Here is a 22,510-nt window from a genome sequence, read left to right on the forward strand (position 1 = left end):
GACCCGGTCACCCCAGGTCCCGGTGGACCGTCCCCGGCGAGAACGCCGGCAGGCAGACGGCAATGTACTCGGCCCCCTCCGGGCCCGGCGTGCTGTAGCGGACCCACTCCCCCTTGGTGGTCATCACCGCCTGCCCGGCCTCCACGTCGAGCGTCCCCTCACGGTGCTCGACGCGGATCATCCCCCGGAGCACCACAGTCACCTCGTCGAACTCCGGCGTCTGTCCCGGCTCGACCCAGCCCGAGGGGCTCCGCATGTGGGCGACGCTCACCCCCTCCGTCTCGCTGTTCACCCGGCCGACGTACTCGTCGATCCGCTTCGGTTTGTTTCCGGCGGCCTCGATGCGGGTCGGGGCGGGGATGAGGGTCGGCATGGGGTCGCTCGCTCCGGGGTCGCCGTCGGTCGAGGGGATCAGAACTTGGAGAGGTCGGCCCCCAGCAGGCCCACCCTGTGGCCGTTCTCCCGGAGGATCCGGTTCGCCTTCCCGTTGACCATCAGCAGCACGATCAGGCTGATGAACGGCAGCAGGGAGCCGATGCCCAGGATGATCCCCATCGCCGCATTGTAGACCTTCATCGCCAGCAGGACCACGAACACGAACGCCGCCAGCATGCTCACGAGCATCACGGCAAATAGGATCAAGGCCACCGGCGGGGGGACGACGAACATCCCGGCGATCGCCGCCAGGTTGACCAGGATGCAGACGAGGATCCCCTTCTGGTAGACGGCGACGCTCCGCACGTCCGCCCTGCTCCCGCTCTTGACGCCCACGGCCTCCGAGGGCCGCACCGCCGACGCCGGGGCCGCATACGGATTCTCGATCATCGGGCTCGACGCTCCACCAGGATCCCACCCCCAACGGCCACATCAACGCATCGAATCAATCGTGACACGAATGATGGCAACATGGAAGATCCTGCCCGCACCCGTTGCGGAATTCCTCAGGCCGGATGCCATCGCCTCGGGACCGGGGCGTCGAACCTCCCGGTCGGCGCCGGGAACCGCACGCCGACCTTCCAGAGCAGGTCCGGCTGGTGCTTGGCCAGCAGGTACTTCATCACGACCTCGTCGGAGGGGGGCATCCCCGGATCCTGGAAGACGACGCAGAGCCTCGCCTCGCCGGTGTAGGTGTCGGCCTTCCAGACCTCGATCAGGGCGTGGGGCTTCCGGGAGATCCGGAAGATCCGCGTGCCGTTGCGGATCGTGATCCGGTCGTCCCGGCTGAACTCGTCGAACTCCCGGGGCTCGACCACGTCCCTCACCAGTTGCGCCGCCACCAGCTCCGGCACCCCCTGGGCGAAGGCGGCGGCGTCCAGGATCATCGCCTCGTCCTCCCTGGTGGGCTCGGGGACGCTCTTCCCCTCGATCACCCGGAAGGTCTCGTGCTCGACGAGCTTCGCGTATCCCGCCCTCAGGGCCGGGTTGGCGATGACCAGCCTCGGGAACCCCCCGGCCACCCGGACGACCTCGTGGGCGAACGCCTCGACCTCGCGATGGAGCTTCGCGACCCAGAAGCCGAGATTCTTCTCGCGGTCGCTGCTGGTATACCGGAAGACGTGCGGCCCGACGTCCGGGACCCGGACCTCCACCTCGGCCCCCGGCCGCTCGACCGCCTGCAAGACGGCCGCATAGGCCGCCTCCCCCCTCACGAAGCGCTCGGCCGCCTCCTCCTGCATCGCCCCCTGGATGCGGACGGTCCGATACGTCGGCCTCGCCCGGAGGACGACCTCGTGCGCCCGCCGATCGGCCTCGCTCCGGCCGTCGGCCGCCTCGATCTCCCAGCGGAGGTACCCGGTGCGGATCATGGGGTTTCGACTGAAATCCCTGTGATTAAGGCCGTCTCGGCCGATTTCGGGATGTCCGAACGCCGATTAGGTAGGCTTATGGGTGGCCAGCAAGCGACGGACTTCCGGCAGGAGAGCGGCCGGGACCGTGACGACGGCCTGTTGTTCGCCCTCGGTCGCCGCCTCCTCGTCGGCCGCGGCCCACTCGTCGTCGGTCTGGGAATCCAACTCGGCGATCAGCCGTTGGACGCGTCGATCGTCCCAACCCTTGGGGAACCGCTGTTCGCTCATCGCCTTCGCCTCCTTCGTCGCCGACGAAACGCCTGGAGCGACCGACCGGCCAGCGGATATGCCGTCACGACGAAGATCCCGTCACCGATCTCGTCGGGGACGTAGATCACCCGGAGATGACGCCCGGAATCGGTCCGGCCCAGTGCCTGCCTCGATCCTCCCGCGGAGGGCCCGTCCTCGTCCGCCCGGGCCAGGACCCACTCCACCTCCGCTTCCGTGACTCCGTGACCGTAGATGTGTGGGAGGTCGGTCTCAGGGTCGTGGTAGTTAACGAACCTCCATGGAACTTCCCCAGCGATCGGCAGCCGAAGCCCCCCGTTGATCGACCATCGCCCGGCGGTTCCATCGCCCATCGAAGATCAGCTTCTCCGTTCTTCCACTTCGCCATCCGACTCCGGTTTACCCCCCCTGGATCGCCGGCACGAGCAGGATCTCGGGCGCCGTCGCGTCGAACTCCCGGATCGGCTTCGTCCGGCCGGGGCCGTCGAGGCGGAAGGCGAGGCGGCCGGGGGTGAAGTGCTCGGCGAAGGCCCGCTCGGCCTCGCCGACGGTGCCGGGCTGGGCGACGTCCCACTCGGCGAGGCAGAGGTCGCCGTGGCCGGTCTTGAGCAGTCGAAGCTTCGACATGGCGGCACGCTCCGTCGGTGCGATTCAGTGCGGCGCCGGGGCGGGTCGCGGAGGCCGATCCGATGCTCGGCCCGACCTCGCCCCGGGGCTCGGAGTCCCATCCGATTCCGTTTCCGATCCGATCCGATTCCGGTCGTGAGCATTGTACCGGCCTCGCCGACGCCCGGCCAGCATCGGACCGGTGACATCCCGCCTCGCGCCTCGATGCGGGCGGCCGGGCCCGATCCTCCCCGTCCCATCGCCGGACTCGGATTCGATGACTGGAATCGGCCTTCCCCACGATTATTATGGGAGAGGGGCCGGGGCGCCGGCCTCGCCGTCCCTGCCTGCGCGGAGCCCTCCCGGTGCCGCCTCCCTGCCGACCCGCCGCCCGGCCCGACGCGACCCGAACCGCGCCCCCGGTCCGTCCCGAACCCGGGCCCGATCGCCGGGCCGACCGGACGCTCCCGACCGTCCCTCCGCCCGGGTCGCCTTCGAGCGGGCGAGGCCGACCGGACTTGTCCGAACTCCCGGCCGGCGGGCCCCCACCCCCTTCCACCGTTCCGACCCCGGGCGGCCCGGCCCCGGCGTCGGGATCGGCGTCGTGAGCCCGAGGCCCTCCCCGACTCCGATCCCGTCCCGGCCGGGTCGCGTCTCGGCCGGGCACCCGAGCCCACCCGGCAGGCCGGGCGGATGCCGGTGCGCCTCGACGGAGCGAAGCCATTTCAGTTCCCGCAAACGCTTTCCTGAAGATGAATTACACAAAATGCCGCGGGCGCACCGGAGGCGCACCGGCCCCGAACCGGCCGCGCCCGGGCCCGTCGCCGACGCCCCCGGCCGACGCCGAGGGGCCAGGCCCGGCCCGGTCCCGGGTCTCCCGCCTGGTTGCGCCAGGGTCCCGGGCCCGGCCCGGGACCTGGCCTGCCGCCCGGTTGCGGATCGGCGGCCGGTGCGCCGCGCGGAGCGAACCCATTTCGAATCTCACAACTCGCTACCACAAAAGATGTACCGCAAATTTTCACCGGCGCACGGCGGGCGCACCGACCCCGAACCGACCCTCGTCCCGGGTCGGATGGGTGGGGCGCACCGAACCCGAGAGGTCGCCCCGGGTGCGACGTCAGAGGGCGGGCGAGGCGAGGTTGGCCGGCCGGGGTCGGCCCTACCCCAGAATCGGCGCCGGGGCGGTTCTCTGGTATGCTGGCGCCCCGATCGGCACGCCGGCCCCGATCCCCGATCGGACCGACGACGAGTGACAATTCGGAACTCCTCCCCGAGCCGATGGGGGAGGGCCCCCTCAGGGAGATCCTCATGCCGGCTGGCCCCGTGGTCTTCGTCGACATCGATACCCAGCGTGACTTCCTCGACCCCCGAGGCAGCCTCCACCTCTCGGCCTCGGAGGAGATCCGGCCCAACCTGGCGAGGCTGACCACCTTCGCCCGGGATCGGGACATCCCGGTGCTGGCCACCGCCTGCTCCCACGAGCCGGACCAGCCCGACCCCGAGCCCTTCCCGCCCCACTGCCTCGTCGACTCCAAGGGGGCCGAGCGGATCGAGGAGACCCGATGGCCCGGCAGCCTCGTGCTGGCCCCGGATGGCGCCTTCGAGCCGCCGCACGGCGGGGAGACCGTCCCCTCGCACCTGACGCTCCAGAAGCGGAAGTACGACCTGTTCAGCCACCCCGAGGCCGACCGCGTCGTCTCCTTCTACTCCAAGTCCGGGCCCACCACCTTCGTCGTCTACGGCGTCGCCACCGACTACTGCGTCGGCTGCGCCGTCCGAGGGCTCCGGGAGCGGGGCCATCGGGTGCGGGTCGTCACCGACGCCGTCGCCGCGGTCGAGCCGGCCACCCTGCCCGGCGCCCTGGACGAATTCGAAAAGGTCGGCGCCGAGCGGACCACGACCGACGCCATCTGCGGCCCCCAGGGCTGACCCCGAGCCGTCCGGCTCCCAAGGCCGGGCGGTCTCCGGACCGACTCGAATCGCATCGAAGCCGAGTCGGTCCGGGGCCCGCCCGAGGGACTCCAACTCCAAGACGATCCCGGAGGGCCCGCCGGCCTTCCCCTCCCGGGTGACGGGTCGATCGGGGAGGACCCCGCCCGACCCGCCCCGACCGTCGCCGGCGACACCGAGACCCCCATGCGACCGGACAAGTACAAGCGTCGCCAGCAGGCCCCCCGGGCCGACGACCGGCTCCGGCTCCAGATCGCCCAGGAGGCGGCCCGGCGGCTCTACCCCCGGCTCGCCCCCGAGCCCGGCCCCGGGCCGCTCGCCGACGCCTCGGAGGCCGAGTACTACGCCGCCAAGCGGAAGGCCGCCGCCGTGCTCGGCCGCCGCGTCCGCCCCGGCGACCTCCCCTCCGACCACGAGGTCCGCCAGGCCGTCGTCGCCCTGGCCCGGGACCGCGCGGCGGCCGATGCCGACGGCCCTTCGCCCCCCCCCGCCTCGCCCGAACCCGAGCCCGGCGCCCCGGCCCCGAGGCTCGCCGAGGTGCTCGACCGCTTCGAACTCTACCGGATCCGCCTCGAACCCCTGGAGGCCGTGAAGCAGGGGGCCCGCTCCCACCCGGAGGGGGACGCCCTCTTCCACAGCCTCCAGGTCTTCGAGCTCGCCCGGCTCGAACGCCCCTTCGACGAGGAGTTCCTGCTGGCGGCCCTGCTGCACGACGTCGGCAAGGCGATCGACCCGGCCGACCACATCGCCGCCGGCCTGGAGTCGCTCGACGGGGCGATCCCCGAGCGGACACGATGGCTGATCGCCCATCACCGGGAGGCCCGGGCCGCCGTCGACGCCGCGCCCGCCGGCAGGGCCCGCCGAGTCCCCGGCGTCGAGGCCGACGACCAGGCCATCGAGGACCTCCTGTTGCTCGGCCGACTCGACCGGGAGGGCCGGGTCCCCGGGGCCCCGGTGCCCACCGTCGCCGAGGCGATCGCCCACCTCAGGGGCCTGGAGGACGAATCCTACCTCGACGACGGGGACGACCCCGGGTCGACCGGGCCCGACTGATCGGTTCCCGTCGTTCGGTCGCGTCCCCGGCCGATTCAACATCCCCCGGATCGAGGCCACCTGCCATGACCGACAAGCCCACCCTCTTCTTCGACGTCGGCGGCGTGCTGCTGACCAACGGCTGGGACACCCCCTGCCGGAAGAAGGCCGCCGAGCGGTTCGGGATCGACTACCAGGAATTCCAGACCCGCCACGAGATGTCCAAGACGGCGCTGGAGACCGGCCGGATCACCCTGGCGACCTACCTGCACCGGACGGTCTTCCACCGCCAGCGATCCTTCACCATGGACGAGTTCCAGGAGTTCATGTACGACCAGTCGCAGCCCCTGCAGGATTCGCTCGACTGGGTCCGGGACCTGGCCTCCCGGGACACCTGCTACCTGTTCACGCTCAACAACGAATCCCGGGAGCTGCACGAGCACCGCGTCCGGACCTTCAAGCTCAACCACATCTTCCGGGGGTTCTTGACCTCCTGCTACCTCGGCCTGGTGAAGCCGGACGAGGAGATCTATTCCTCCGCCCTGGGGATCGCCAGCTGCTCCCGGACGCGCGCCTACTTCATCGACGACCGCCCCCTGAACGTCGAGGCCGCCGTCGCCTCCGGGTTCCAGGCGGTGCAGTTCACCGGGGTCGAGCCGATGCGGGCGTTCCTGAAGGGCCACGGGATCGACTGCTGACCGGACCGGCCCTCAATGGAACATGCCCCGATACACCTTGAGGAGCCGTTCCAGCCTCCCGGAGTAGGGGAAGACCTGCGGGCGGGGCGACCGGATCGCCCGGGAGACGATCGTCCTGGGGGCGGTCATCTCCCGGAGCCCCTCGGCCCCGTGGACCCGGCCGAACCCGCTGGCCTTCACCCCGCCGGCCGGGGCGGAGGCGAGGGCGAAGAACGAGGTCGCCTCATTGATGCCGACCACCCCCACGTCCAGCCGGTCCGCCAGCCGACGGGCCCGACGCCGGTCCCCGCCCCAGACGCTCGCCGAGAGCCCGAATCGGCTGGAGTTCACCGCCGAAGCGGCCTCGGCGTCGTCCCGGACCCCCCGGACGATCACCACCGGGCCGAAGCAGCCTTCCAGGGCCCGCTCGGGGGCGCCGTCCCCGTCTTCGGCGAGCAGGACCGTCGGCCGATAGGCCCAGCCGGGACCTTCGACCGGCCCCCCCCCGGCGATCAACCGGGCGCCGGCGTCGAGGGCCGATCGCACCCGGGCGTGGAAGCCGTCCCGGGCCGACTCGGAGATCATCGGCCCGACGTCCACGTCGGCTCGGCCCGGATCCCCCAGCCGGAGCCCGTCCGCGAGCCTCCCGAACGCCTCCGCCCAGGGCCACGCCGGCCGGCCGACCAGGAACACCCGCTTGACCGACATGCAGGCCTGCCCCGCGCCGAGGAAGGCCGACCACCGGAGGCCCGCCATGGTCGGGGCGTCGGGGGCGTCGGGCAGCACCACGGCGGCGTCGAACCCGGACAGCTCGGCCACCGCCGGGACGCCCCGGCCGCCGAGGGCGGCCAGCACCCGTCGGCCGTTCTCCAGGCCCCCGGTGAAGACGACCTTGTCCACCCCCGACTCCACCATCGCCGAGCCGACCGCAGGCCCGCCCTGGACGATCGACACCAGCCCGTCGGGCAGTCCGGCCGCGTCGATCGTCTCCTGGATCAGGGCACCGCAATGACTCGACAGCTCCGAGGGCTTCCAGACCACAGCGTTCCCCGCCGCCAAAGCGTGGGCGATGACCGGCACGTTCAGCAGGACCGGGTAATTCCAGGCCCCGATCACCCCGACCACCCCGATCGGCCTCCGCTCGACCCGGGCCGGGGGCATCAGCAGCCAACGCTGCGAGCCGGGGGACCCGACCCGGGGGGCGAGCACCCGGCCGGCCGACCGGAGGGTCCACCGGAGGGCGTCGAGGCTGGGCACGACTTCCGCCGCCATCGCCTCGCCCTGGGGCTTGCCGACCTCGGCCCGGACGGCGTCGGCCAGGACTTCGGCCCGGCGGGCCAGCTCGGCATGCCAACGTCCGAGGGAGTGCCGGCGTGCCGACCACAGCCGGTCGGCCCAGGCCCGCTGGGCCTCCCGGGCCCGACCGACCAGCCCGGCCACCCGGTCGGGGGGCGTGGCCGGGATCCGGGCCAGCTCCTCTCCGGTCGCGGGATTCCGGGAGACGATCACGCCCTCGACGAGTGGCCCGGTCACGACGCCGACTCCGAGCGGCCGACGACCTCGGCGGGTGGCGTCGCCGAGCCGCCGTAGGAGGTCCCCCGCCAGGTGACCCGGCCGGTCAGGCACATCCAGATCGACCGGGCGATGATCACGTCGGAGACGATCCCCGCCAGCGAGTAGTACATGGCGTACCAGGCCGTCTTCGGCGAGCTGAGCCGGTACATCCGGTACAGGACCGACTGCTTGAGCACCTGATGCACCAGGCTCATCCCCAGCAGCCACCAGGCGAACGGCCCCGAGTAGCCGAGGACCAGCATCGCCAGCGAGACGACCAGGGCCGCGTCCCCGGTCTGGCTGAAGACCAGCGGCTCGACGATCTTCCCCACCAGGGGGAGCGCCTTCCGATCGTGGGCGTCGTAGAGGATCCGGCTCCAGCCCCGGACCAGGCCGGAGAGGGACGTATACATGCGCGTCGAGCTGATCTCGGGCGCGATCGCCGTCTTCACCGACCTCCCCGTCGCCTTGACGAGCCGGGCGAGGCCGATGTCCTCGACGAAGCGGTCCCGGACCGCCTCGTGGCCGCCCACGGCGTCGTAGGCGGGCCGCTCGATCAGCAGGAACTGGCCGTTTGCGAAGGCCAGGGGCCTGCGGTCGTCGTTGGCGATGAACGTGGGATAGGTCCGCATCAGCACGATCCCGGCCAGCGGGGTGACCACCTTCTCCCAGAAGCTCTCGCAGCGCATCTCGGGCAGGAGGCTGGCGAGCGAGGCGTTGTTGGCCCTGGCGTATTCCATCACGATCGAGAGGCAATCGGGCTGGTGCCTCGTGTCGGCGTCGAGGAACCAGAGCCATCGGCCCCGGGCCTCGGCGGCGGCGACGTGCAGGGCGTGCGTCTTGCCCGTCCAGCCGGGGGGCAGTTCGGTCAGGGTGAGCACCCGGACCCGGGGGTCGAGCTCGGCGGCCCGTCGGGCGATCTCCGGGGTGGCGTCGGTGCTGCGGTCGTCGACCACGAGGATGTCGAGATCAGGATAGGTCTGGGCCCGGACCGACTCGAGGCAGGCGGGCAGCGCCCCCTCCTCGTCCTTGGCCGGGATGACCGCCGTCACCGGCGGCGGCTCGACGCCGGAATACCGGCGGGAGCGCAGGTCGAGCACGTCGAGCCTCCGGAAGAAGGCGGTGATGACCAGGTGCCGGATCGGCCAGGCGGCGACGATGGCGGCGTAGATGCAGAGGATCGTCCGCTCGGTCGGGGAGAGATTCATGGTCGGGGGAGACTCGGGGGGCGGGGCTGGTCCGACGCCCCGGCGACCCCGGGCCCGATCCGGGCCCGGCGGCGGGGGCTCATGGGTTGGTCGAAGCCGGTCAATTCGTCGACCCGGGGGAGGGACAGCAGGCCGAGGACCAGCCCCACGGCCCAGAACGGACCGACGGCCGCCAGCTGGGGGCGGACCGCCCAGCCGTAGGCGAAGCCCAGGGGGAGGGCCGCCAGGCCGAACAGGGCGCCGAGCAGGTGCGACCCGAGGAAGCGTCGGGCCCTCCTCGACGGGTCCGCCAGCACGGGGCGGGCCGTGCCGATGAGCCGGATCGCCGAGCCGAGGAACATCAGGGCGAGCAGCGCCAGGTGGGACCAGCGGTACGCCTCCTCGGCGGGCCAGAGCGTCATGCCCGGCCCCCGATTCCGGAGCAGGACGCCGCTGGCGGCGATCAGCACCCCGTCGAGGGCCAGGACGCTCATCACCGCCGATCGGGTCCGGTGCAGGCAGGATTCCGACTCGGGGTCGAGCCCGTGGGGGTTGGTCATCCGGGCACCTCGTCGCGCCGATCGGCCCGGTCGTCGGGCCCGTCGATCAGGCGTCTCCTGAGGTTGAGGACCAGTTCCACCTGGCCGATCGGGTGGCCGGTCGCCGAGGCGATCCGATCGGCCGTCCCCCCCTCGTCGGCCATCTCCCAGATGCGCCCGAACCGCCGGGCCAGGTCCCCCGAGGCGGTCGCCCGGCCGGCGGCCTCGGCCTGCGAGCCGACGGCCCGGCCGGCCCCCGAGAGGTCGGGGACCGCGATCAGGGTGGGGGCCGGGGCCGGGGTCAGATCCTCACCCGGGGCGGGCGTCCCCCGGCCGACCGACCTCGGCCGGGAGGGGGACGAGTGATGGGGCCGATCGCCCCGCCGTATGCCTATCGACGAGGGCGGGCCGGCCTCCCCCCGGTCGGCCAGGGACTCCTCGATCCTCCGCAACGCCGAGTCGAGCCCCGCCAGCCGACCCTCGATCCGGTCGAGCCGACGGCCGACCCACTCGACCAGGCGTCGGCGGGTCAGGAGGGTCGCGATCAGGGCGCCGGCGACGGCCAGGAGGACGGGCATCGTGCTCATCAGCTCCGGCATCACCGTCGAGACTCCCGAGGAATCGAACCGGACCGACCGGGGTCCCGGCCCCGGGAGGACGGGGCCCGATCGGCCGACGACGGGCGGGCGACCGGCCGGACGCCCCGCCCCGGACCCGAAGTCCGATCAATGTCCGTGATCGTGTTCACCTTCGTGGTGATGATGGTGTCCGTGGTCGTGGCCGTGATCGTGATGGCCGTGCCCATGTTCGTCCCCTCCCGACGGGGCGGCGGCCTCGACCGGGGAGGCGCCGGCGGAGGCGTGGGCCTCGTGGGCCAGGCGGTAGACCTCCCGGAGCGGGACGCCGCGTTCCGACGCGACCCGGGCGCAGTCGTCGTACTCGGGGCTGAAGGTCGGGGGCCGGTCGCCGAGCCAGCCGAGCTTCCCCCTGATGGGGCCGAGGGGGGTCTGCACCTCGGCGGCCTTGCGGCGCAGCTTGTGGCGGCTGACCGGGTGGCGCCGGACCCCCAGGGTGGTCGTCTCCCGGAAGAGGATCGCCTCCATCGCCTCGAGCTTCGCCTCGGTGCAGAGGACCGAGAGCATCACCCCGGGCCGATTCTTCTTCATGTAGATGGGGGTGACGAACGCGTCGAGGGCCCCGGCCTCCATGAGCCGGCCGGTGGCGTAGCCGACCAGCTCGCCGGGCAGGTCGTCGAGGTTCGTCTCCAGGATCCAGACCCGGTCCGAGTCGGGCGACTCGGCCGTCGTCCCGACGAACAGCCGGACGATGTTCGCCTGGCCGTGGATCTCCTTCGTCCCGGCGCCGTGGCCGATGGTGTCGACGGTCATCGCCGGCAATGGGCCGAACCGCTCGCAGATGGTGGAGACGATGGCGGCCCCGGTCGGGGTGGTCAGCTCCATCTCGATGGGGGAATCGGCCAGCGGCACCCCCCGGAGCAGCTCGGCCGTCCCCGGGGCGGGCAGGGGCATCCGGCCGTGGGCGGCCATCACCGACCCCCGGCCGGGGGGAATCGGGCTGGCCTCGAACCGCTCGACCCCCAGCAGGTCCAGGCCGACGGCCGCTCCGACGATGTCGACGATCGAGTCGACGGCGCCGACCTCGTGGAAATGGACCTTCTGCAGGTCCATGCCGTGGGCGTTGGCCTCGGCCTCGCCGAGGCGGGTGAAGATGCGCTTGGCCAGCTCGACCTGCCTCGGGGGCAGCTCGGCGCGGTCGATCATCGCCTCGATGTGGTGCAGGTGGCGGTGGGCATGCTCCTCGGGCGCGACGACCCGGGCGTAGGTGGCCCGGAAGCCGCCGCGGCGGACGGTCTCGAAGGTCAGCTCGAAGTCGAGCCCGAGCCGACGGACCGACTCGACGATCGCCTGCGGGTCCACCCCCGAGTCGACGAGGGCGCCGAGGGTCATGTCGCCGGAGATGCCGCTGAAGCAGTCGAAGTAGGCGATGCGCACGGTGGAGCAGTCCCTTTCCCGCCCGCGTCGGGCGTGCGTCGATTGTAGCCGAGCGACCCGGCCGAGCAAGGTCGGATCGCGGCCGACGGGCGGGAGGCGGGGCCCTTCGGGCGATCACCCACGGGGGCCGTCGCCCCGGAGCTGGCCCGCCAGCGCGGCGGTATCCCAGCAATCCCACCCCTCCACCATCCGGCCGTCCCGGTAGCGGATCCAGGTGATGCCCCGAAGGGAGATGCGACGGCCGGAGGCGGGGATGCCGAGGAAGGGCTCGCCGGTGTGGGAGCCGGTGGCGTACCAGCGGACGGCGATGTCGTCCTCGTCGCCGAGGGTGTCCTCGATCGCGATGTGGAGGTCGGGGAAGGCGGCGAGGAACGGGCGATAGACCCGCTCCAGGAACAACTCGGGGCCGACCACGTCGCCGGAAGGGAGGTGCCCGACCCCCTCCGGGGCGATCAGCTCGTGGACGACCTCCGGTCGCCGATCGTTCCAGACTTCCTCGAACCAGCGGCGGGCCAGGGTCCGTTGCGTCGACATCGCGCACCACCCTCACGTCATTCGGGCGTCGCCCTCCCCCATCCGCCGGCACTCCCGGCGGGGAGGGCGTCACCCGGGAGCATGCCAGGGGAGGGGGCCCTCGTCCAGCAGAATCGCACCCGGGCCGCGCCGCTCGCCACCCCGGCCGGGTGCAAGGACCTCACGTCGACCGGGGCCCGTCGGCCGGCTTCCGGCAGCAGTAGACCTGGCAGACGTCGTCCTCCCGGAGGGGGCCGAAGGCCGTCTCGACCTCGAAGCCGGCGAGCCGGAGGATGGCCGGGAAATCCTCGCCGAGCTCGGTGAAGACGGGGTATCCCCAGTCGCCCCCGGGGTGGGAGACCGGGGGGGCGAGGTGCTCGATCGTGCCGTCGCCCCGGAGGACGGCGCGGGGGAAGGTCTGGGAGACCCCCGGCAGGATCGGCGCGGTGAAGAAGTGGCGGCCCCCGGGGCGGAGGACCCGGAGGATCTCGGCCAGGGCGGCGGAGAGGTCGGGGACGTGCTCCAGGGTCTCGGAGGTGATCAGCAGGTCGAACGACTCGGACTCGTAGGTCAGGCGCTCCAGGTGCTCGCATCGGACCCCGTCGACCACCTCGCCGGGCGGGGCGTCGTCCCGGAATTCGCTGGGCCGGAAGGACGGGAGCCGGAGGAGCTGCCGGTGCAGGCCCTCGACCTCGTTCACCTCGGCCACGAGGAGGGCGCGGGCCTCGGCCGACTCGACCCAGCGCCGGATCGACGGGGCCGGTCGCGGCGGGTCGCCGACGGGATAGAGCCGGAGGATCACCTCGGCGATCCTCCTCGCCCGGAGCTTCGCCCCGCAATGGACGCAGTCGCCCGACTCCTTCAGCGCCCAGGCCTCGGCCGCACGGGGGCTCACGCCCGATCGACGCTCCAGCTCCGGGCGGATGACCCATCGTCGGTAGAGGTTCGGCCCCCAACGCCCGCAGGCGGCGCATCGGCTGAACCGGCCCCTGCGGACGGCCCCGAGGTACTCCCCGACCCGCCAGGCGAGGCGATGCCCGCCGTTGTACGCGGGCAGCAGCATTGACTTGAGCGTTCGGATCCGCCGGCCCTGCCCGGATCCCCCTGGATCGGCCATGAGCCCGAGCATACCCCGAAGCCCCGACGGCGGCGAGGCCTCCGGGCATCCCCTCCCTTGCGGCCCGCCCTTCATCAGGTCACAATTGGGCGGTCCCATGTCCCCGTGGGATGGCCAGGGCGACGGTGTCGAGACGGGGGGTCGACGAGGACCCCGATCCCGGCACTCCGGCCCGGCGTCGTCGGGCGAAGGGAAGGGTGATCCCCCCTTCGACCTCGCGGCGGTCGTCGGCCTCGCGATCGGGCGAAGGCCGAGGATGGCTTCGATCCCGGCCCGGCATCCCCGCCCGTCGACCTCCGAGGAGGCCCAGGGACCATGAGCGGAGCACCTCGGGATCGGTCGAGCGGGTCGGGGGCCGATCGCCTCGACTGGGGGGCGATCGAGGAGACGATCGCCGAGTTCGAAGGCCTGCTCAACGACGGGGGCCGCCCCGAGATCTCCGACTTCCTCCCGCCCGACGGGCCGGCCCGTCGGGCCTTGCTTCCGGCCCTCGTCGCGGCGGAACTGGAGGCCCGGCAAGCCCGGGGGGAGGCGGCCTCGGAGTCCGAGTATCGCGAGCGGTTCCCCGAGCTGGAGCGGCCGGCCGATCCGGCCGGCCCACGCGCCGGCCAGGCCTGGCTGGAGACCTTCCGGGTCGACCCGCCCCCCGAATCCCCGAGGCGCCCCACCGCCCGCCGTCTCGGGAGGTTCGAGCTGCTGGAGGAGGTGGGCCGGGGTGCCTTCGGGGTGGTCTACCGCGCCTGGGACGGCCAGCTCTGCCGGGAGGTCGCGGTCAAGGTGCTGCACGGGGGCGAACTGGCCGGGGCGGACGCCAGGGCCCGGTTCCGTCGCGAGGCCCGGAGCGTCGCCCGGCTGTCCCACCCGGGGCTCGTCCCCGTGTTCGAGACGGGGATCGAGGACGGCTCGGCCTTCCTCGTCGGCGAGTTCGTCGCCGGGACGACGCTCTCCGGGCGGCTCTCGACCGGCGAGCGGCCTTCCCCGCGGGAGTCGGCCCGGCTGGCCGCCGAGGTGGCCGACGCGTTGCACCACGCCCACCGCTGCGGCGTCGTGCATCGCGACGTGAAGCCCTCGAACATCCTGATCGGCGCCGACGGCCGCCCCCGGCTGACCGACTTCGGCCTGGCCCGGATCGAGGCCGACGCCACGCTGACCCGGCCGGGTGAGGCCGTCGGCACGCCCTCCTACATGAGCCCCGAGCAGGCCCGGGGCGAGCTGCCGGCGATCGGCCCCCCCTGCGACGTCTACAGCCTGGGGGCCGTGCTCTACGAGTTGCTCACCGGCCACCCGCCGTTCGTGGGGGCGAACCAGGCGGTCTTCCGGCAGATCCTGGAGGACGACCCGACCCCGATGGGCCCAGGCGTCCCCACCGACCTGGGGACGATCTGCCTGACCGCCCTGGCCAAGGAGCCCTCCCTGCGCTATCCCTCGGCCGACGCCATGGCCGAGGACCTGCGGCGCCACCTCCGGGGCGAGCCGGTGCAGGCCCGCCGGGTCGGCCCGCTGGGTCGCCTCGGCCGACGCTGCCGGCGGAGGCCGACGGTCGCGGCCCTGGCCCTAGTCCTGGGGGTCACCGTGCTCGGCTCGTTCGGGACGGTCACGGCCCTGTGGCTCGGCTCGGACCACTACCGGAGGGAGGCCGAGCGGCATCTCGCCGCGGTCGAACGCCAGCACCGCCAGGCCGTCGAGGAGCTTAAGGGCGCCTACCGGGCGATCTGGCACCAATCCCAGCTGGCCAGGGTCGCGGCCAACGGCTCGACGATCGGCCCGGGACGGCGCAAGGCGCTCGCCGGGGAGGCGATCGCCCACGCCCGCCGGTTCGTCGTCGACTCGGAGCTGAGCGACGACCCGACGCTCCGGGAGGAGCGGGCGGCCCTGGCCCTCCACCTCGCCGAGATGACCACCGAGGTCGGGTCGGACGAGGAGGCGATCGACGCCTACCTCGACGCGGTCCGGATGGCCGAGCCGCTGGCGACGGACCTCCCCGACGAGCCCCGACACCGCCGCCGCCTCGCCCTGGTCCTGCTCGCCCAGGCCCAATCCCAGCTCGACTCGGGCCGGCCCCGGGAGGGGGACGAGACGCTCCGGCGGGCCGACCGACTGGTGTCGGGCCTGATCTCCGGTCGGGCCGACCACCCGGCCCCCCCCCGGGAGGAGCTGCTGGAGGTCGCCCGGCTCGGCCTGCTGCTCGCCCAGCTCCAGGACCGCCGAGGTCGACCCGGCAGGGCGGTCGACCTGTTCCGGCAGGTCCGGCGGCCGCTCGGGCGGGCGATCCGCGAACGGCCCTCGGACGGCGAGGCGAGGGCACTCCTCGCCCGGCTCTCGGCCGAGCTGGCCCGCCTCGCCCGGCACGAGGAGGATCCCTCGGCCGCGATCGACGACATCCGGATCGCGGTCGACTCGTGGGAGGAGGCGGTCTCGGCGTCCCCCCTCGACGAGTCTTCGAGGCGGGAGCTGGCCGGCGCCGAGCTCCTGCACAGCGAGCTCTTGCGCAGGGCCGACCGGCCCGAGGAGGCCCGATCGGCCGCCCTCCGGGCCCTGGCGCACTTCGAGCGGATCGCCTCCGGCCGGGGCGAGGACGACCCGGCCATGGCCGTGACCATGGCCCACTGCTCCGCCCAGCTCGGCGCGGCCTGCTACGACCTCGGCCGCTGGGACGAGTCCCTCCGGGCCCAGCGTCGGGCGGCCCGGTGCTTCGGGACGTTGCCCCCCGAATGGCGCCGGGAGCGTGGGCACCGGGTGACCCTGGGGACCATCTCCCACAACATCGGCCGGTGCCTGCACGAGCTGGGCCGGCTGGACGAAGCGGAGGCCGCCTTCCGCGACGCGATCGCCCTGCGGGCCGAGCTCGCCGGGGCCGACCCCTCGAACCCCGATCGCCTCAGCGACCTGGGAGGGACCCGGCACCGCCTCGGCCTGACGCTGGCCGCCCAGGGACGCGGCCCCGAGGCCGAATCCGCCTTCGAGCGGGCGATCGCCCATCAGCTCGACGCCCTGCGGCACGCCCCCGACGACTCCCGGTTCCTCGACCTGCTGGCCGACCATCGCGCCGCCCTGGCCAGCCTGATGGTCCGCTCCGGCCGCATGCCGGACGCCAACACGGCCGACCTGGCCCGGTAATATCCGGACGGCGTGCCCCTCCCCTCTCGCCGGCCGACCTTGATGCCCGGGGCGGCCTCGACTACGATAACCGGTGTAGCGGTCTCGCCTTGCGTGAAGGATCCGCGACGCCAAGCCACCCCGAACGATACGGACGGCGATACGACGATGGCCTACTCGACCTCGGTGCAGCGTCACAAGACCCGAGAGGTGGGGATCGACGACCACGTCGTCGGCGGCGACAACCCGATCTGGGTCCAGTCGATGACCACCACCGACACGGCCGACGCCTCCGCCACGCTGGCGCAGATCAAGAAGCTGGAGGACGCCGGCTGCGAGATCATCCGCGTCACCGTCCCCAAGAAGGCCGACGTCGAGGCCTGCATGGCGATCCGGGACCACATCACCATCCCGCTGATCGCCGACATCCACTACGACTACCGGATGGCCCTGGCCTGCCTGGAGGCCCGCACCCCCTCCGGCCGCCGGGCGGTCGACAAGATCCGGATCAACCCGGGGAACATCGGCGGCGTCGAGCGGTTCAAGGAGGTCGTCCGCAGGGCCAAGGACCAGGGCGTCCCCATGCGGATCGGCGTCAACAGCGGCAGCCTCGAAGAGGACCTCATCGAGAAGTACGGCTTCCCCTGCCCCGAGGCCATGGTCGAGAGCGCGCTGCGGCACATCGAGATCGCGGAGTCGCTCGGCTATCACCAGATGATCATCAGCCTGAAGGCCAGTCACGTGCCGACGGCCGTCGAGTGCTACTCCCTCTTCGCCCAGAAGAGCGATTACCCCACGCACCTGGGGATCACCGAGGCGGGCTCCCGCGAGTACGGCACCCTCAAGAGCGCCGCCGGGATCGGGGCGATCCTGCTCAGGGGCATCGGCGACACGATCCGGGTCAGCCTGCTGGGCGACCCCGTGCCCGAGGTCAAGGCCGGCTTCGACATCCTCCGTGCCACCAGCCGCCGGATCAACGAGCCCGAGGTCGTCGCCTGCCCGACCTGCGGCCGGCTGGACATCGACCTGGAGCGGATCGTCGCCGAGGTCGAGCAGCGGATGAAGGGCCTGAAGCATCCGCTCCGGATCAGCATCCTCGGCTGCCTCGTCAACGGCTTCGGCGAGGCCAAGGAGGCCGACATCGGCATCGCCGCCGGCAGCGGCAAGGGGATCATCTTCAAGCGGGGCGTCCCGATCCGCCACGTCAAGGAGGAGGAGATGGTCGACGCCCTCTGGCAGGAGGTCATGCGCTTCGAGGAGGACACCCCGCCGCTGGAGTCGTACCTCAAGAAGCAGGAGCAGAAGCAGCAGAAGTCGGCCCTGACGGTCCTCGGCTGAGCGGCGAAACCGCCCTCCTCCATCAGCCCCGCTCCCACCGCCCGAGGGCGCCCCTGGCGGGCGCCCGACCGGGGAGATGGCCTGCTCCCGACACGCCGTCACGCCCCACGAGAGCCTTCGAGGACGCCTAAAAAGTCGTCCCGCCACGGATGGCGTGTCGCACCCTCGCACTCGACTGCGAAGGATCCCTCGCCGGCCCTTTTTCAAAGCCGGCGGATCCGATCGCGGCCACTGCCGGGCCGCGACCATCGACGGGCCTGCGAGTCGACCCTCTCCCGACCGGCCGGAGCCCTTGGTCCGGGCGCCTGCGGGGCCCTCCCGACGCGACACGGAACAACGAGGGGGAGACGTGCGGGCATTCGACATCAACCTCGTCAGGAATTTGATCGATCCCTACCTGTTCAGGACCATCACCAAGAAGGTCTACGACCCCTCGAACGGGGTCATGCGGGATGAGGTCCGGCCGGTGATCGTCGATGATGGCGCCCTGCCGGGCAACGACCCGATGATGAAGAGCTCGCAGAGCGACACGGCCCTGCTCCTGCGGGGGCTCGGCGGCACCAACACCAGCCAGGACTGGTGGTATGAGTACGGCCGGCGGATCCACGATCGATTCCAGAATACAGGCCCCATGGGGATTCGCTGCGACAGCTGCACCGCGCTGGCCTTCTACCTGCTCCGCAGCAACGGGTGCAGCGGCGCGATCACGGTCATCGAACAGGCCAAGGGCAACGCCACCGGGCATTGGTTCCTGCTGGTGGGATGCCCGGACGACGCGACCATCCAGTACCGCGACCGCTTCCCTCGCGGCTGCTTCGGCGTGGACCTGTGGGGCATCGGCGTCAGGAGGCAGCGCGGCGAGACGACGAGCACCACGTCCGTCCTCGACCCGGCCCTCTGCTGCTACAGTTGCGGGGACAACAGCCTCAGGCGGAAGATCCACCGGGAGGGCTTGACCACGGTCCCGACGAAGGGCGATTTCTACCATCGCACCACCGTCCCGGGCTGCATCGGCAACAAGACTCGCAGCAGCAGGCTCAAGGCGTTGGACTCCACGCTTCAAGGGTATGAGCGAGGCACCACGTCCGTGGACCAGCTCGCGAGGACGTTCAAGGCTTGGGCCGACAGGAAGCCAACCCTGCTGGACGGGGAAATCGACAGCATTCGCAACGCCGAGGGCCAGATGACGGCCCTGCGGCAGTCGATCCGATGGCTCGGCGGGGCGGCCTGAGCCCGGTCGTGCTCGATGAACGGCCGATCCGATCTCAGCCCGAGACGGCACTCGGCTTGCTCCGACCGATCGGCCGGGCCGATTTCGCCGATCGAGCCCGGAGGAGACGCCCGATGAACGACCCGAGCCCGGGCCCCGCGCGGCTGATCGTCGACGCCATGAACGTCATCGGTTCGAGGCCGACGGGCTGGTGGCGCGACCGCGATGCCGCCAAGCTCGGGCTGGTGGGACGGCTCCGGGGCCTGGCCCCCGAGGTCCCCGAGTCGATCGTCGTCGTGATCGACGGCAGGCCGCTGCCCGACCTCCCGGAGGGGGAACAGGGGGGCGTGACCGTCCTCTACGCGAGCCGGAGGGGACCCGATGCGGCCGACGACCGCATCGTCGAGATCGTCGCCCGAGGACCGGGGGACGCGGTCGTCGCGACGTCCGACCGAGACCTCTCGCGCCGGGTCCGGGACCTCGGCGCGGAGGTGCGGGGTGCGTCCTGGCTGCTCTCCCGGCTCGATCGGCTCGATCGAGCCGGTGAGGGGGGCGAGTAACCCGGCTCAGGCCATGAGCTGGTCTGCCAGGGCGGGATCCTCGACGAGCGAGAGGAGCAGGGAACGTTCCTTGTCCCTCGTCTCGCCGATGGCGGTGACGTAGACGGCCGGGTCGTCCTTGACGGGGCACTCGTGCTCGCAGATGCCGCAGCCGATGCACTTCTCGGGGTCGATGAAGGGGCGCTTCAGCTCCAGGGTGCCGCCCCAGCGGTCGGTGACCTCGACGTTCCGGGTGAAGATCGACTTGGGGCTGGTCGGGCAGACCTCCTCGCAGACGACGCACTCGGTGTCCATCGCCCAGGGCAGGCAGCGGCCCCGGTTATAGAAGGCGGTGCCGGTCTTGACCGGCCCCTGGGCCTCGAACGGGCCGACGCCGAGCTTCTCGGCGATCGAGATCTCCCGGATGGCTCCGGTCGGGCAGACCTGGCTGCACAACGTGCAGTTCAGCTCGCACCAGCCCATCTTGGAGATCATGATCGGCGTCCAGAGCCCTTCCACCCCGGCCTCGAAGAGCGCCGGCTGGAGGACGTTGGTCGGGCAGACCCGGATGCACTGGTCGCACTTGATGCAGCGCTGGAGGAACTCCTGCTCGGCGACCGAGCCCGGGGGCCGGATCACCCGCCGGTCGAAGTTCTTGCGGACGCCGCCCGAGAGCCGGGCCATCGGGAAGAAGAGCACGCCGAAGAGGCCGGCGAGCATCAGGGTCCGGCGGTCGAGGGCCGGGGCGGTGATCTCGCTGGCCTTGCGGGGGAGGAAGCGGAACTGGAGCGCGTCGTGCGGGCAGTCCTCGATGCAGTTGAAGCAGACGAAACACTCGCTCTTGCGGAGGTCCTGGTGCGGGTCGGAGGCCCCCTCGCAGCTCTTGAGGCAGAGGTCGCAGTCGGTACACCGCACCGGGTCCCGGTCGATCCGCCAGAGCGAGAACCGGCTGAAGACCCCGAGCAGGGCGCCCAGCGGGCAGACCGCCCGGCAGAAGAAGCGGGGGATCCACCAGTTGGCGATCAGGAAGCCGATGAAGATGACCCCGACGACCCAGGCGAACCAGTATTCCCGGGTGTCGGTGTAGACCCCCTCGGTGGCCTTGTCGACCGACGGCAGGACGCTCGTCGTCATCGAGCGGACGGTCAGGGCGATCGGGTCGAGCAGGCCGATCTGCAAGGTGGCGTTGTCCCGCCTCGCCGCCTCGGCCGATCGGCCGAGGCCGTCTCCCGCAGCCGCGAGCGTCTCCGGCACCCCGGCCCTCATCAGGCCGATCCCGAGCCCGAGCACGACGACGCCGAGCAGGGCCGCGCCGACGGGGACCCTCGCCAGCCTCGACGGCCCGAGGACTCCCATCGCCCGGAACGCCGCGTAACCGCCCAGTCCCGCCAGGCCGAGGCCGATCATCCAGGCCGAGATCCCGAACGCCTGGTCGAAGGTCGTAACCGATCCCCCCTCGGCCGTCCGGGCCAGCGCGGCCTCGTTGTACGATTCGGCGATCCGGCCCGGGGCGTTCCAGAGCGTCGGGACGATCCAGAGGGCGGCCATCGCGATCATCGCCGCCAGGATGTAGTACTTCAGCGCGTAGATGCGGCGGTAGCGGTTGACCTCGATCGCCTGCTTCGTGTTCCGCCGGACGCCGATGTTGCCGAACAGGTGGTGCAGGATGCCGAAGGGGCACATCCAGTTGCACCAGACCCGGCCGAGCATCATCGTGATGCCCAGGATCACCAGCCCCCAGAACAGGTTCCGGTAGATCGTGTGCGTCGTCAGCGCCGTGGCGACGGCCACCAGCGGGGACGCCTCCAAAAACCACGAGACCGGCCACCCCTTGAGGAAGCGCAGGTCCGTGATCAGCAGGAAGAAGAGGAAGAGCCCGAGGGCGAGCGCCTCGTAGGCGCGTCGGATCTTGACCATCGGTCCCTCCGGAACGTCGGGCCGTTGCGACCCGGGATGATTCGCGATCGATCGGGTGATCGACCGATTCTAACGGAATCGGTCGGGGAGGTTGAACGGGAGCCGGGGGAGATCCGGCCGGGTTGGTCGTGCTCAGTCGAACAGGATGCCCTTGAGGTCGAGCACGAAGTCGGGCAGGACGTCCTCGCCCGAGAGCGTCTCGGGGCGGTCCAGGATCTCGACGGGCCGGTCGGGTCGGTAGATCTCGACGGTCTTCGCCTTGAGGGTGGGGTCGATCAGCCAGCCGAGCCGGGAGCCATTGGCGATGTAGTCGTGCATCTTCTTCCGGAGTTGTCCCTTGCGGTCGCTCCGGGATCGGACCTCGGCGACAAATTCGGGACAAACGTGCCCGAACCGCTCCCGCTCTTGCTCCGGGAGCATCTCCCATCGTCCTCGGGAGAGCCAGGCGACGTCCGGTCCCTTGATCGACGTGTCCGGGAGCGTGAACCCAGCAGAGGCACCGAAGACGACCCCCGGCTCCCCATTCGCCCGGTTCCAGGACCAGACGAGGCCGGCGAGGTTGAGGTTGCGGCGATCCGAGTCGAGGCCGGCGGGAGCCATGATGACCAGATCTCCGCAATCGGAGCGTTCCAGGCGCAGATTCGGGTTGGCCCGGCAGAGCCGCCAGAAGACCTCGTCGGAGAGCCGGAGGCCGGGCCGGAAGCGGAGGGTCAACGCGCCGAAGAGCATGGTCCCCCTCGCCCTCACGTCGGTGCTCATGACGTTCGCGACCTCCCGGGAAGCTGGTCGGCCGGGGACTCGTCGGCGAGGCCGAAGTGGTCGAGGGCCCGGGGATAAAGCTCGTGCCAGACGTGGACGACGAAAGGGGCGTCGTCCGATCGCCGCGCGACCATCAGGATGGTCGACGGCTCCGGCACCTCCTCGTTCCCGGGGTGGGTCGCGATGACGACGATGAGGGACCCATCGCCGATGACCGCCCGGACCTCGAGCGCGGAGCCGCCGTCTTCGAAGTGGTCGGGCATGTGGAGCGTCTCGGACCGGCCGCCGACGGTGATCCCGACGGCGACGTAGGGCGAGAGGCTCGGGCCGCATTCGTGCTTGCGGCCCAGTACGTCGACCCAGGGGTATGTGGCGGAAGTCATCGGGCG

The 22,510-nt window shown here is 71.8% G+C and carries 22 protein-coding genes; 7 read left to right on the top strand and 15 right to left on the bottom strand.

The window, feature by feature from the left end; genetic code table 11:
- Positions 1 to 7: 7 nt before the first annotated feature.
- The 5 genes from ElP_RS08830 to ElP_RS08850 form a co-directional block, all read right to left on the bottom strand.
- A complete protein-coding gene (locus ElP_RS08830; protein WP_145268447.1) occupies positions 8 to 373 on the bottom strand; it encodes a cupin domain-containing protein in 366 nt (121 codons plus the stop codon).
- 38 nt (positions 374 to 411) lie between these two features.
- Entirely contained in the window at positions 412 to 825 is a 414-nt protein-coding gene (locus ElP_RS08835; RefSeq protein ID WP_145268449.1) for a hypothetical protein, read from the bottom strand.
- Between the two features lie 116 nt (positions 826 to 941).
- Complete coding sequence (locus ElP_RS08840) at positions 942 to 1,805, bottom strand: hypothetical protein (protein WP_145268452.1); 864 nt, start codon at positions 1,803 to 1,805, stop codon at positions 942 to 944.
- Positions 1,806 to 1,871: 66 nt separating this feature from the next.
- Positions 1,872 to 2,075 carry a hypothetical protein gene (locus tag ElP_RS08845; protein ID WP_145268454.1) on the bottom strand — a complete coding sequence of 68 codons (204 nt, stop codon included), beginning with the start codon at positions 2,073 to 2,075 and terminating at the stop codon, positions 1,872 to 1,874.
- 399 nt (positions 2,076 to 2,474) lie between these two features.
- Complete coding sequence (locus ElP_RS08850) at positions 2,475 to 2,702, bottom strand: hypothetical protein (RefSeq protein ID WP_145268456.1); 228 nt, start codon at positions 2,700 to 2,702, stop codon at positions 2,475 to 2,477.
- 1,287 nt (positions 2,703 to 3,989) lie between these two features.
- Here ElP_RS08850 and ElP_RS08855 point away from each other — a divergent pair.
- From ElP_RS08855 to ElP_RS08865, 3 genes are all read left to right on the top strand, one after another.
- Entirely contained in the window at positions 3,990 to 4,610 is a 621-nt protein-coding gene (locus tag ElP_RS08855; protein ID WP_197446829.1) for a cysteine hydrolase family protein, read from the top strand.
- A 207-nt stretch (positions 4,611 to 4,817) separates the two neighbouring features.
- Positions 4,818 to 5,684: an HD domain-containing protein gene (locus tag ElP_RS08860; RefSeq protein WP_145268460.1), complete on the top strand. Its 867-nt coding sequence runs from the start codon at positions 4,818 to 4,820 to the stop codon at positions 5,682 to 5,684.
- 65 nt (positions 5,685 to 5,749) lie between these two features.
- Positions 5,750 to 6,361, top strand: coding sequence for an HAD hydrolase-like protein (locus ElP_RS08865; protein ID WP_145268462.1), 612 nt, complete (start codon positions 5,750 to 5,752; stop codon positions 6,359 to 6,361).
- 12 nt (positions 6,362 to 6,373) lie between these two features.
- Here ElP_RS08865 and ElP_RS08870 read toward each other — a convergent pair whose 3' ends face one another.
- The 7 genes from ElP_RS08870 to ElP_RS08900 all read right to left on the bottom strand — a co-directional run bounded on the left by ElP_RS08870 (position 6,374) and on the right by ElP_RS08900 (position 13,208).
- Positions 6,374 to 7,873: an aldehyde dehydrogenase family protein gene (locus tag ElP_RS08870; protein ID WP_231749586.1), complete on the bottom strand. Its 1,500-nt coding sequence runs from the start codon at positions 7,871 to 7,873 to the stop codon at positions 6,374 to 6,376.
- Positions 7,870 to 9,102 (bottom strand): glycosyltransferase family 2 protein, encoded by a 1,233-nt coding sequence (locus ElP_RS08875; RefSeq protein ID WP_145268464.1) that lies wholly within the window; start codon positions 9,100 to 9,102, stop codon positions 7,870 to 7,872. The genes ElP_RS08870 and ElP_RS08875 overlap by 4 nt, the downstream gene beginning before the upstream one ends.
- A complete protein-coding gene (locus ElP_RS08880) occupies positions 9,099 to 9,641 on the bottom strand; it encodes a hypothetical protein (protein WP_145268469.1) in 543 nt (180 codons plus the stop codon). The genes ElP_RS08875 and ElP_RS08880 overlap by 4 nt, the downstream gene beginning before the upstream one ends.
- The gene (locus ElP_RS08885; RefSeq protein ID WP_145268471.1) at positions 9,638 to 10,219 is read right to left on the bottom strand and encodes a hypothetical protein; all 582 of its coding nucleotides are present in this window, start codon (positions 10,217 to 10,219) and stop codon (positions 9,638 to 9,640) included. The genes ElP_RS08880 and ElP_RS08885 overlap by 4 nt, the downstream gene beginning before the upstream one ends.
- Positions 10,220 to 10,345: 126 nt before the next feature.
- Positions 10,346 to 11,632, bottom strand: coding sequence for a nickel pincer cofactor biosynthesis protein LarC (larC, locus tag ElP_RS08890; RefSeq protein ID WP_145268473.1), 1,287 nt, complete (start codon positions 11,630 to 11,632; stop codon positions 10,346 to 10,348).
- Positions 11,633 to 11,746: 114 nt separating this feature from the next.
- Positions 11,747 to 12,166, bottom strand: a complete 420-nt coding sequence (locus tag ElP_RS08895; RefSeq protein ID WP_145268475.1) for an ester cyclase — start codon at positions 12,164 to 12,166, stop codon at positions 11,747 to 11,749.
- Between the two features lie 160 nt (positions 12,167 to 12,326).
- Positions 12,327 to 13,208, bottom strand: coding sequence for a class I SAM-dependent methyltransferase (locus tag ElP_RS08900; RefSeq protein ID WP_145268477.1), 882 nt, complete (start codon positions 13,206 to 13,208; stop codon positions 12,327 to 12,329).
- A gap of 369 nt (positions 13,209 to 13,577) precedes the next feature.
- On the opposite strand from ElP_RS08900, the gene ElP_RS08905 reads away from it, so the two are divergent.
- From ElP_RS08905 to ElP_RS08920, 4 genes are all read left to right on the top strand, one after another.
- Positions 13,578 to 16,379: a serine/threonine-protein kinase gene (locus ElP_RS08905; RefSeq protein WP_145268479.1), complete on the top strand. Its 2,802-nt coding sequence runs from the start codon at positions 13,578 to 13,580 to the stop codon at positions 16,377 to 16,379.
- Positions 16,380 to 16,526: 147 nt separating this feature from the next.
- Positions 16,527 to 17,696: a flavodoxin-dependent (E)-4-hydroxy-3-methylbut-2-enyl-diphosphate synthase gene (ispG, locus tag ElP_RS08910; RefSeq protein WP_145268482.1), complete on the top strand. Its 1,170-nt coding sequence runs from the start codon at positions 16,527 to 16,529 to the stop codon at positions 17,694 to 17,696.
- A 349-nt stretch (positions 17,697 to 18,045) separates the two neighbouring features.
- A complete protein-coding gene (locus ElP_RS08915; RefSeq protein ID WP_145268484.1) occupies positions 18,046 to 18,927 on the top strand; it encodes a hypothetical protein in 882 nt (293 codons plus the stop codon).
- Positions 18,928 to 19,040: 113 nt separating this feature from the next.
- On the top strand, positions 19,041 to 19,466 hold the full coding sequence (locus ElP_RS08920) for an NYN domain-containing protein (protein ID WP_145268486.1): 426 nt from the start codon (positions 19,041 to 19,043) through the stop codon (positions 19,464 to 19,466).
- A gap of 6 nt (positions 19,467 to 19,472) precedes the next feature.
- Here the strand turns inward: ElP_RS08920 and ElP_RS39430 are convergent, their stop codons facing one another.
- From ElP_RS39430 to ElP_RS08940, 3 genes are all read right to left on the bottom strand, one after another.
- Entirely contained in the window at positions 19,473 to 21,362 is a 1,890-nt protein-coding gene (locus ElP_RS39430) for a 4Fe-4S dicluster domain-containing protein (RefSeq protein ID WP_231749588.1), read from the bottom strand.
- A 132-nt stretch (positions 21,363 to 21,494) separates the two neighbouring features.
- Complete coding sequence (locus tag ElP_RS08935) at positions 21,495 to 22,121, bottom strand: Uma2 family endonuclease (protein ID WP_197446830.1); 627 nt, start codon at positions 22,119 to 22,121, stop codon at positions 21,495 to 21,497.
- Positions 22,118 to 22,504 (bottom strand): hypothetical protein, encoded by a 387-nt coding sequence (locus ElP_RS08940; RefSeq protein WP_145268488.1) that lies wholly within the window; start codon positions 22,502 to 22,504, stop codon positions 22,118 to 22,120. Before ElP_RS08940 ends, ElP_RS08935 begins: the two co-directional genes overlap by 4 nt.
- Between the last annotated feature and the right edge of the window lie 6 nt (positions 22,505 to 22,510).

It is taken from the genome of Tautonia plasticadhaerens (genome assembly GCF_007752535.1).
In the GTDB taxonomy this organism is placed as follows: Bacteria; Planctomycetota; Planctomycetia; order Isosphaerales; family Isosphaeraceae; genus Tautonia; species Tautonia plasticadhaerens.

Bases quoted from the DNA above. Each gene is read 5' to 3' on its own strand.
- ElP_RS08830 (WP_145268447.1), bottom strand. From the start codon at position 373: ATGCCGACCCTCATCCCCGCCCCGACCCGCATCGAGGCCGCCGGAAAC.
- ElP_RS08835 (WP_145268449.1), bottom strand. From the start codon at position 825: ATGATCGAGAATCCGTATGCGGCCCCGGCGTCGGCGGTGCGGCCCTCG.
- ElP_RS08840 (WP_145268452.1), bottom strand. From the start codon at position 1,805: ATGATCCGCACCGGGTACCTCCGCTGGGAGATCGAGGCGGCCGACGGC.
- ElP_RS08845 (WP_145268454.1), bottom strand. From the start codon at position 2,075: ATGAGCGAACAGCGGTTCCCCAAGGGTTGGGACGATCGACGCGTCCAA.
- ElP_RS08850 (WP_145268456.1), bottom strand. From the start codon at position 2,702: ATGTCGAAGCTTCGACTGCTCAAGACCGGCCACGGCGACCTCTGCCTC.
- ElP_RS08855 (WP_197446829.1), top strand. From the start codon at position 3,990: ATGCCGGCTGGCCCCGTGGTCTTCGTCGACATCGATACCCAGCGTGAC.
- ElP_RS08860 (WP_145268460.1), top strand. From the start codon at position 4,818: ATGCGACCGGACAAGTACAAGCGTCGCCAGCAGGCCCCCCGGGCCGAC.
- ElP_RS08865 (WP_145268462.1), top strand. From the start codon at position 5,750: ATGACCGACAAGCCCACCCTCTTCTTCGACGTCGGCGGCGTGCTGCTG.
- ElP_RS08875 (WP_145268464.1), bottom strand. From the start codon at position 9,102: ATGAATCTCTCCCCGACCGAGCGGACGATCCTCTGCATCTACGCCGCC.
- ElP_RS08880 (WP_145268469.1), bottom strand. From the start codon at position 9,641: ATGACCAACCCCCACGGGCTCGACCCCGAGTCGGAATCCTGCCTGCAC.
- ElP_RS08885 (WP_145268471.1), bottom strand. From the start codon at position 10,219: ATGCCGGAGCTGATGAGCACGATGCCCGTCCTCCTGGCCGTCGCCGGC.
- ElP_RS08895 (WP_145268475.1), bottom strand. From the start codon at position 12,166: ATGTCGACGCAACGGACCCTGGCCCGCCGCTGGTTCGAGGAAGTCTGG.
- ElP_RS08900 (WP_145268477.1), bottom strand. From the start codon at position 13,208: ATGCTGCTGCCCGCGTACAACGGCGGGCATCGCCTCGCCTGGCGGGTC.
- ElP_RS08905 (WP_145268479.1), top strand. From the start codon at position 13,578: ATGAGCGGAGCACCTCGGGATCGGTCGAGCGGGTCGGGGGCCGATCGC.
- ispG (WP_145268482.1), top strand. From the start codon at position 16,527: ATGGCCTACTCGACCTCGGTGCAGCGTCACAAGACCCGAGAGGTGGGG.
- ElP_RS08920 (WP_145268486.1), top strand. From the start codon at position 19,041: ATGAACGACCCGAGCCCGGGCCCCGCGCGGCTGATCGTCGACGCCATG.
- ElP_RS39430 (WP_231749588.1), bottom strand. From the start codon at position 21,362: ATGGTCAAGATCCGACGCGCCTACGAGGCGCTCGCCCTCGGGCTCTTC.
- ElP_RS08935 (WP_197446830.1), bottom strand. From the start codon at position 22,121: ATGAGCACCGACGTGAGGGCGAGGGGGACCATGCTCTTCGGCGCGTTG.
- ElP_RS08940 (WP_145268488.1), bottom strand. From the start codon at position 22,504: ATGACTTCCGCCACATACCCCTGGGTCGACGTACTGGGCCGCAAGCAC.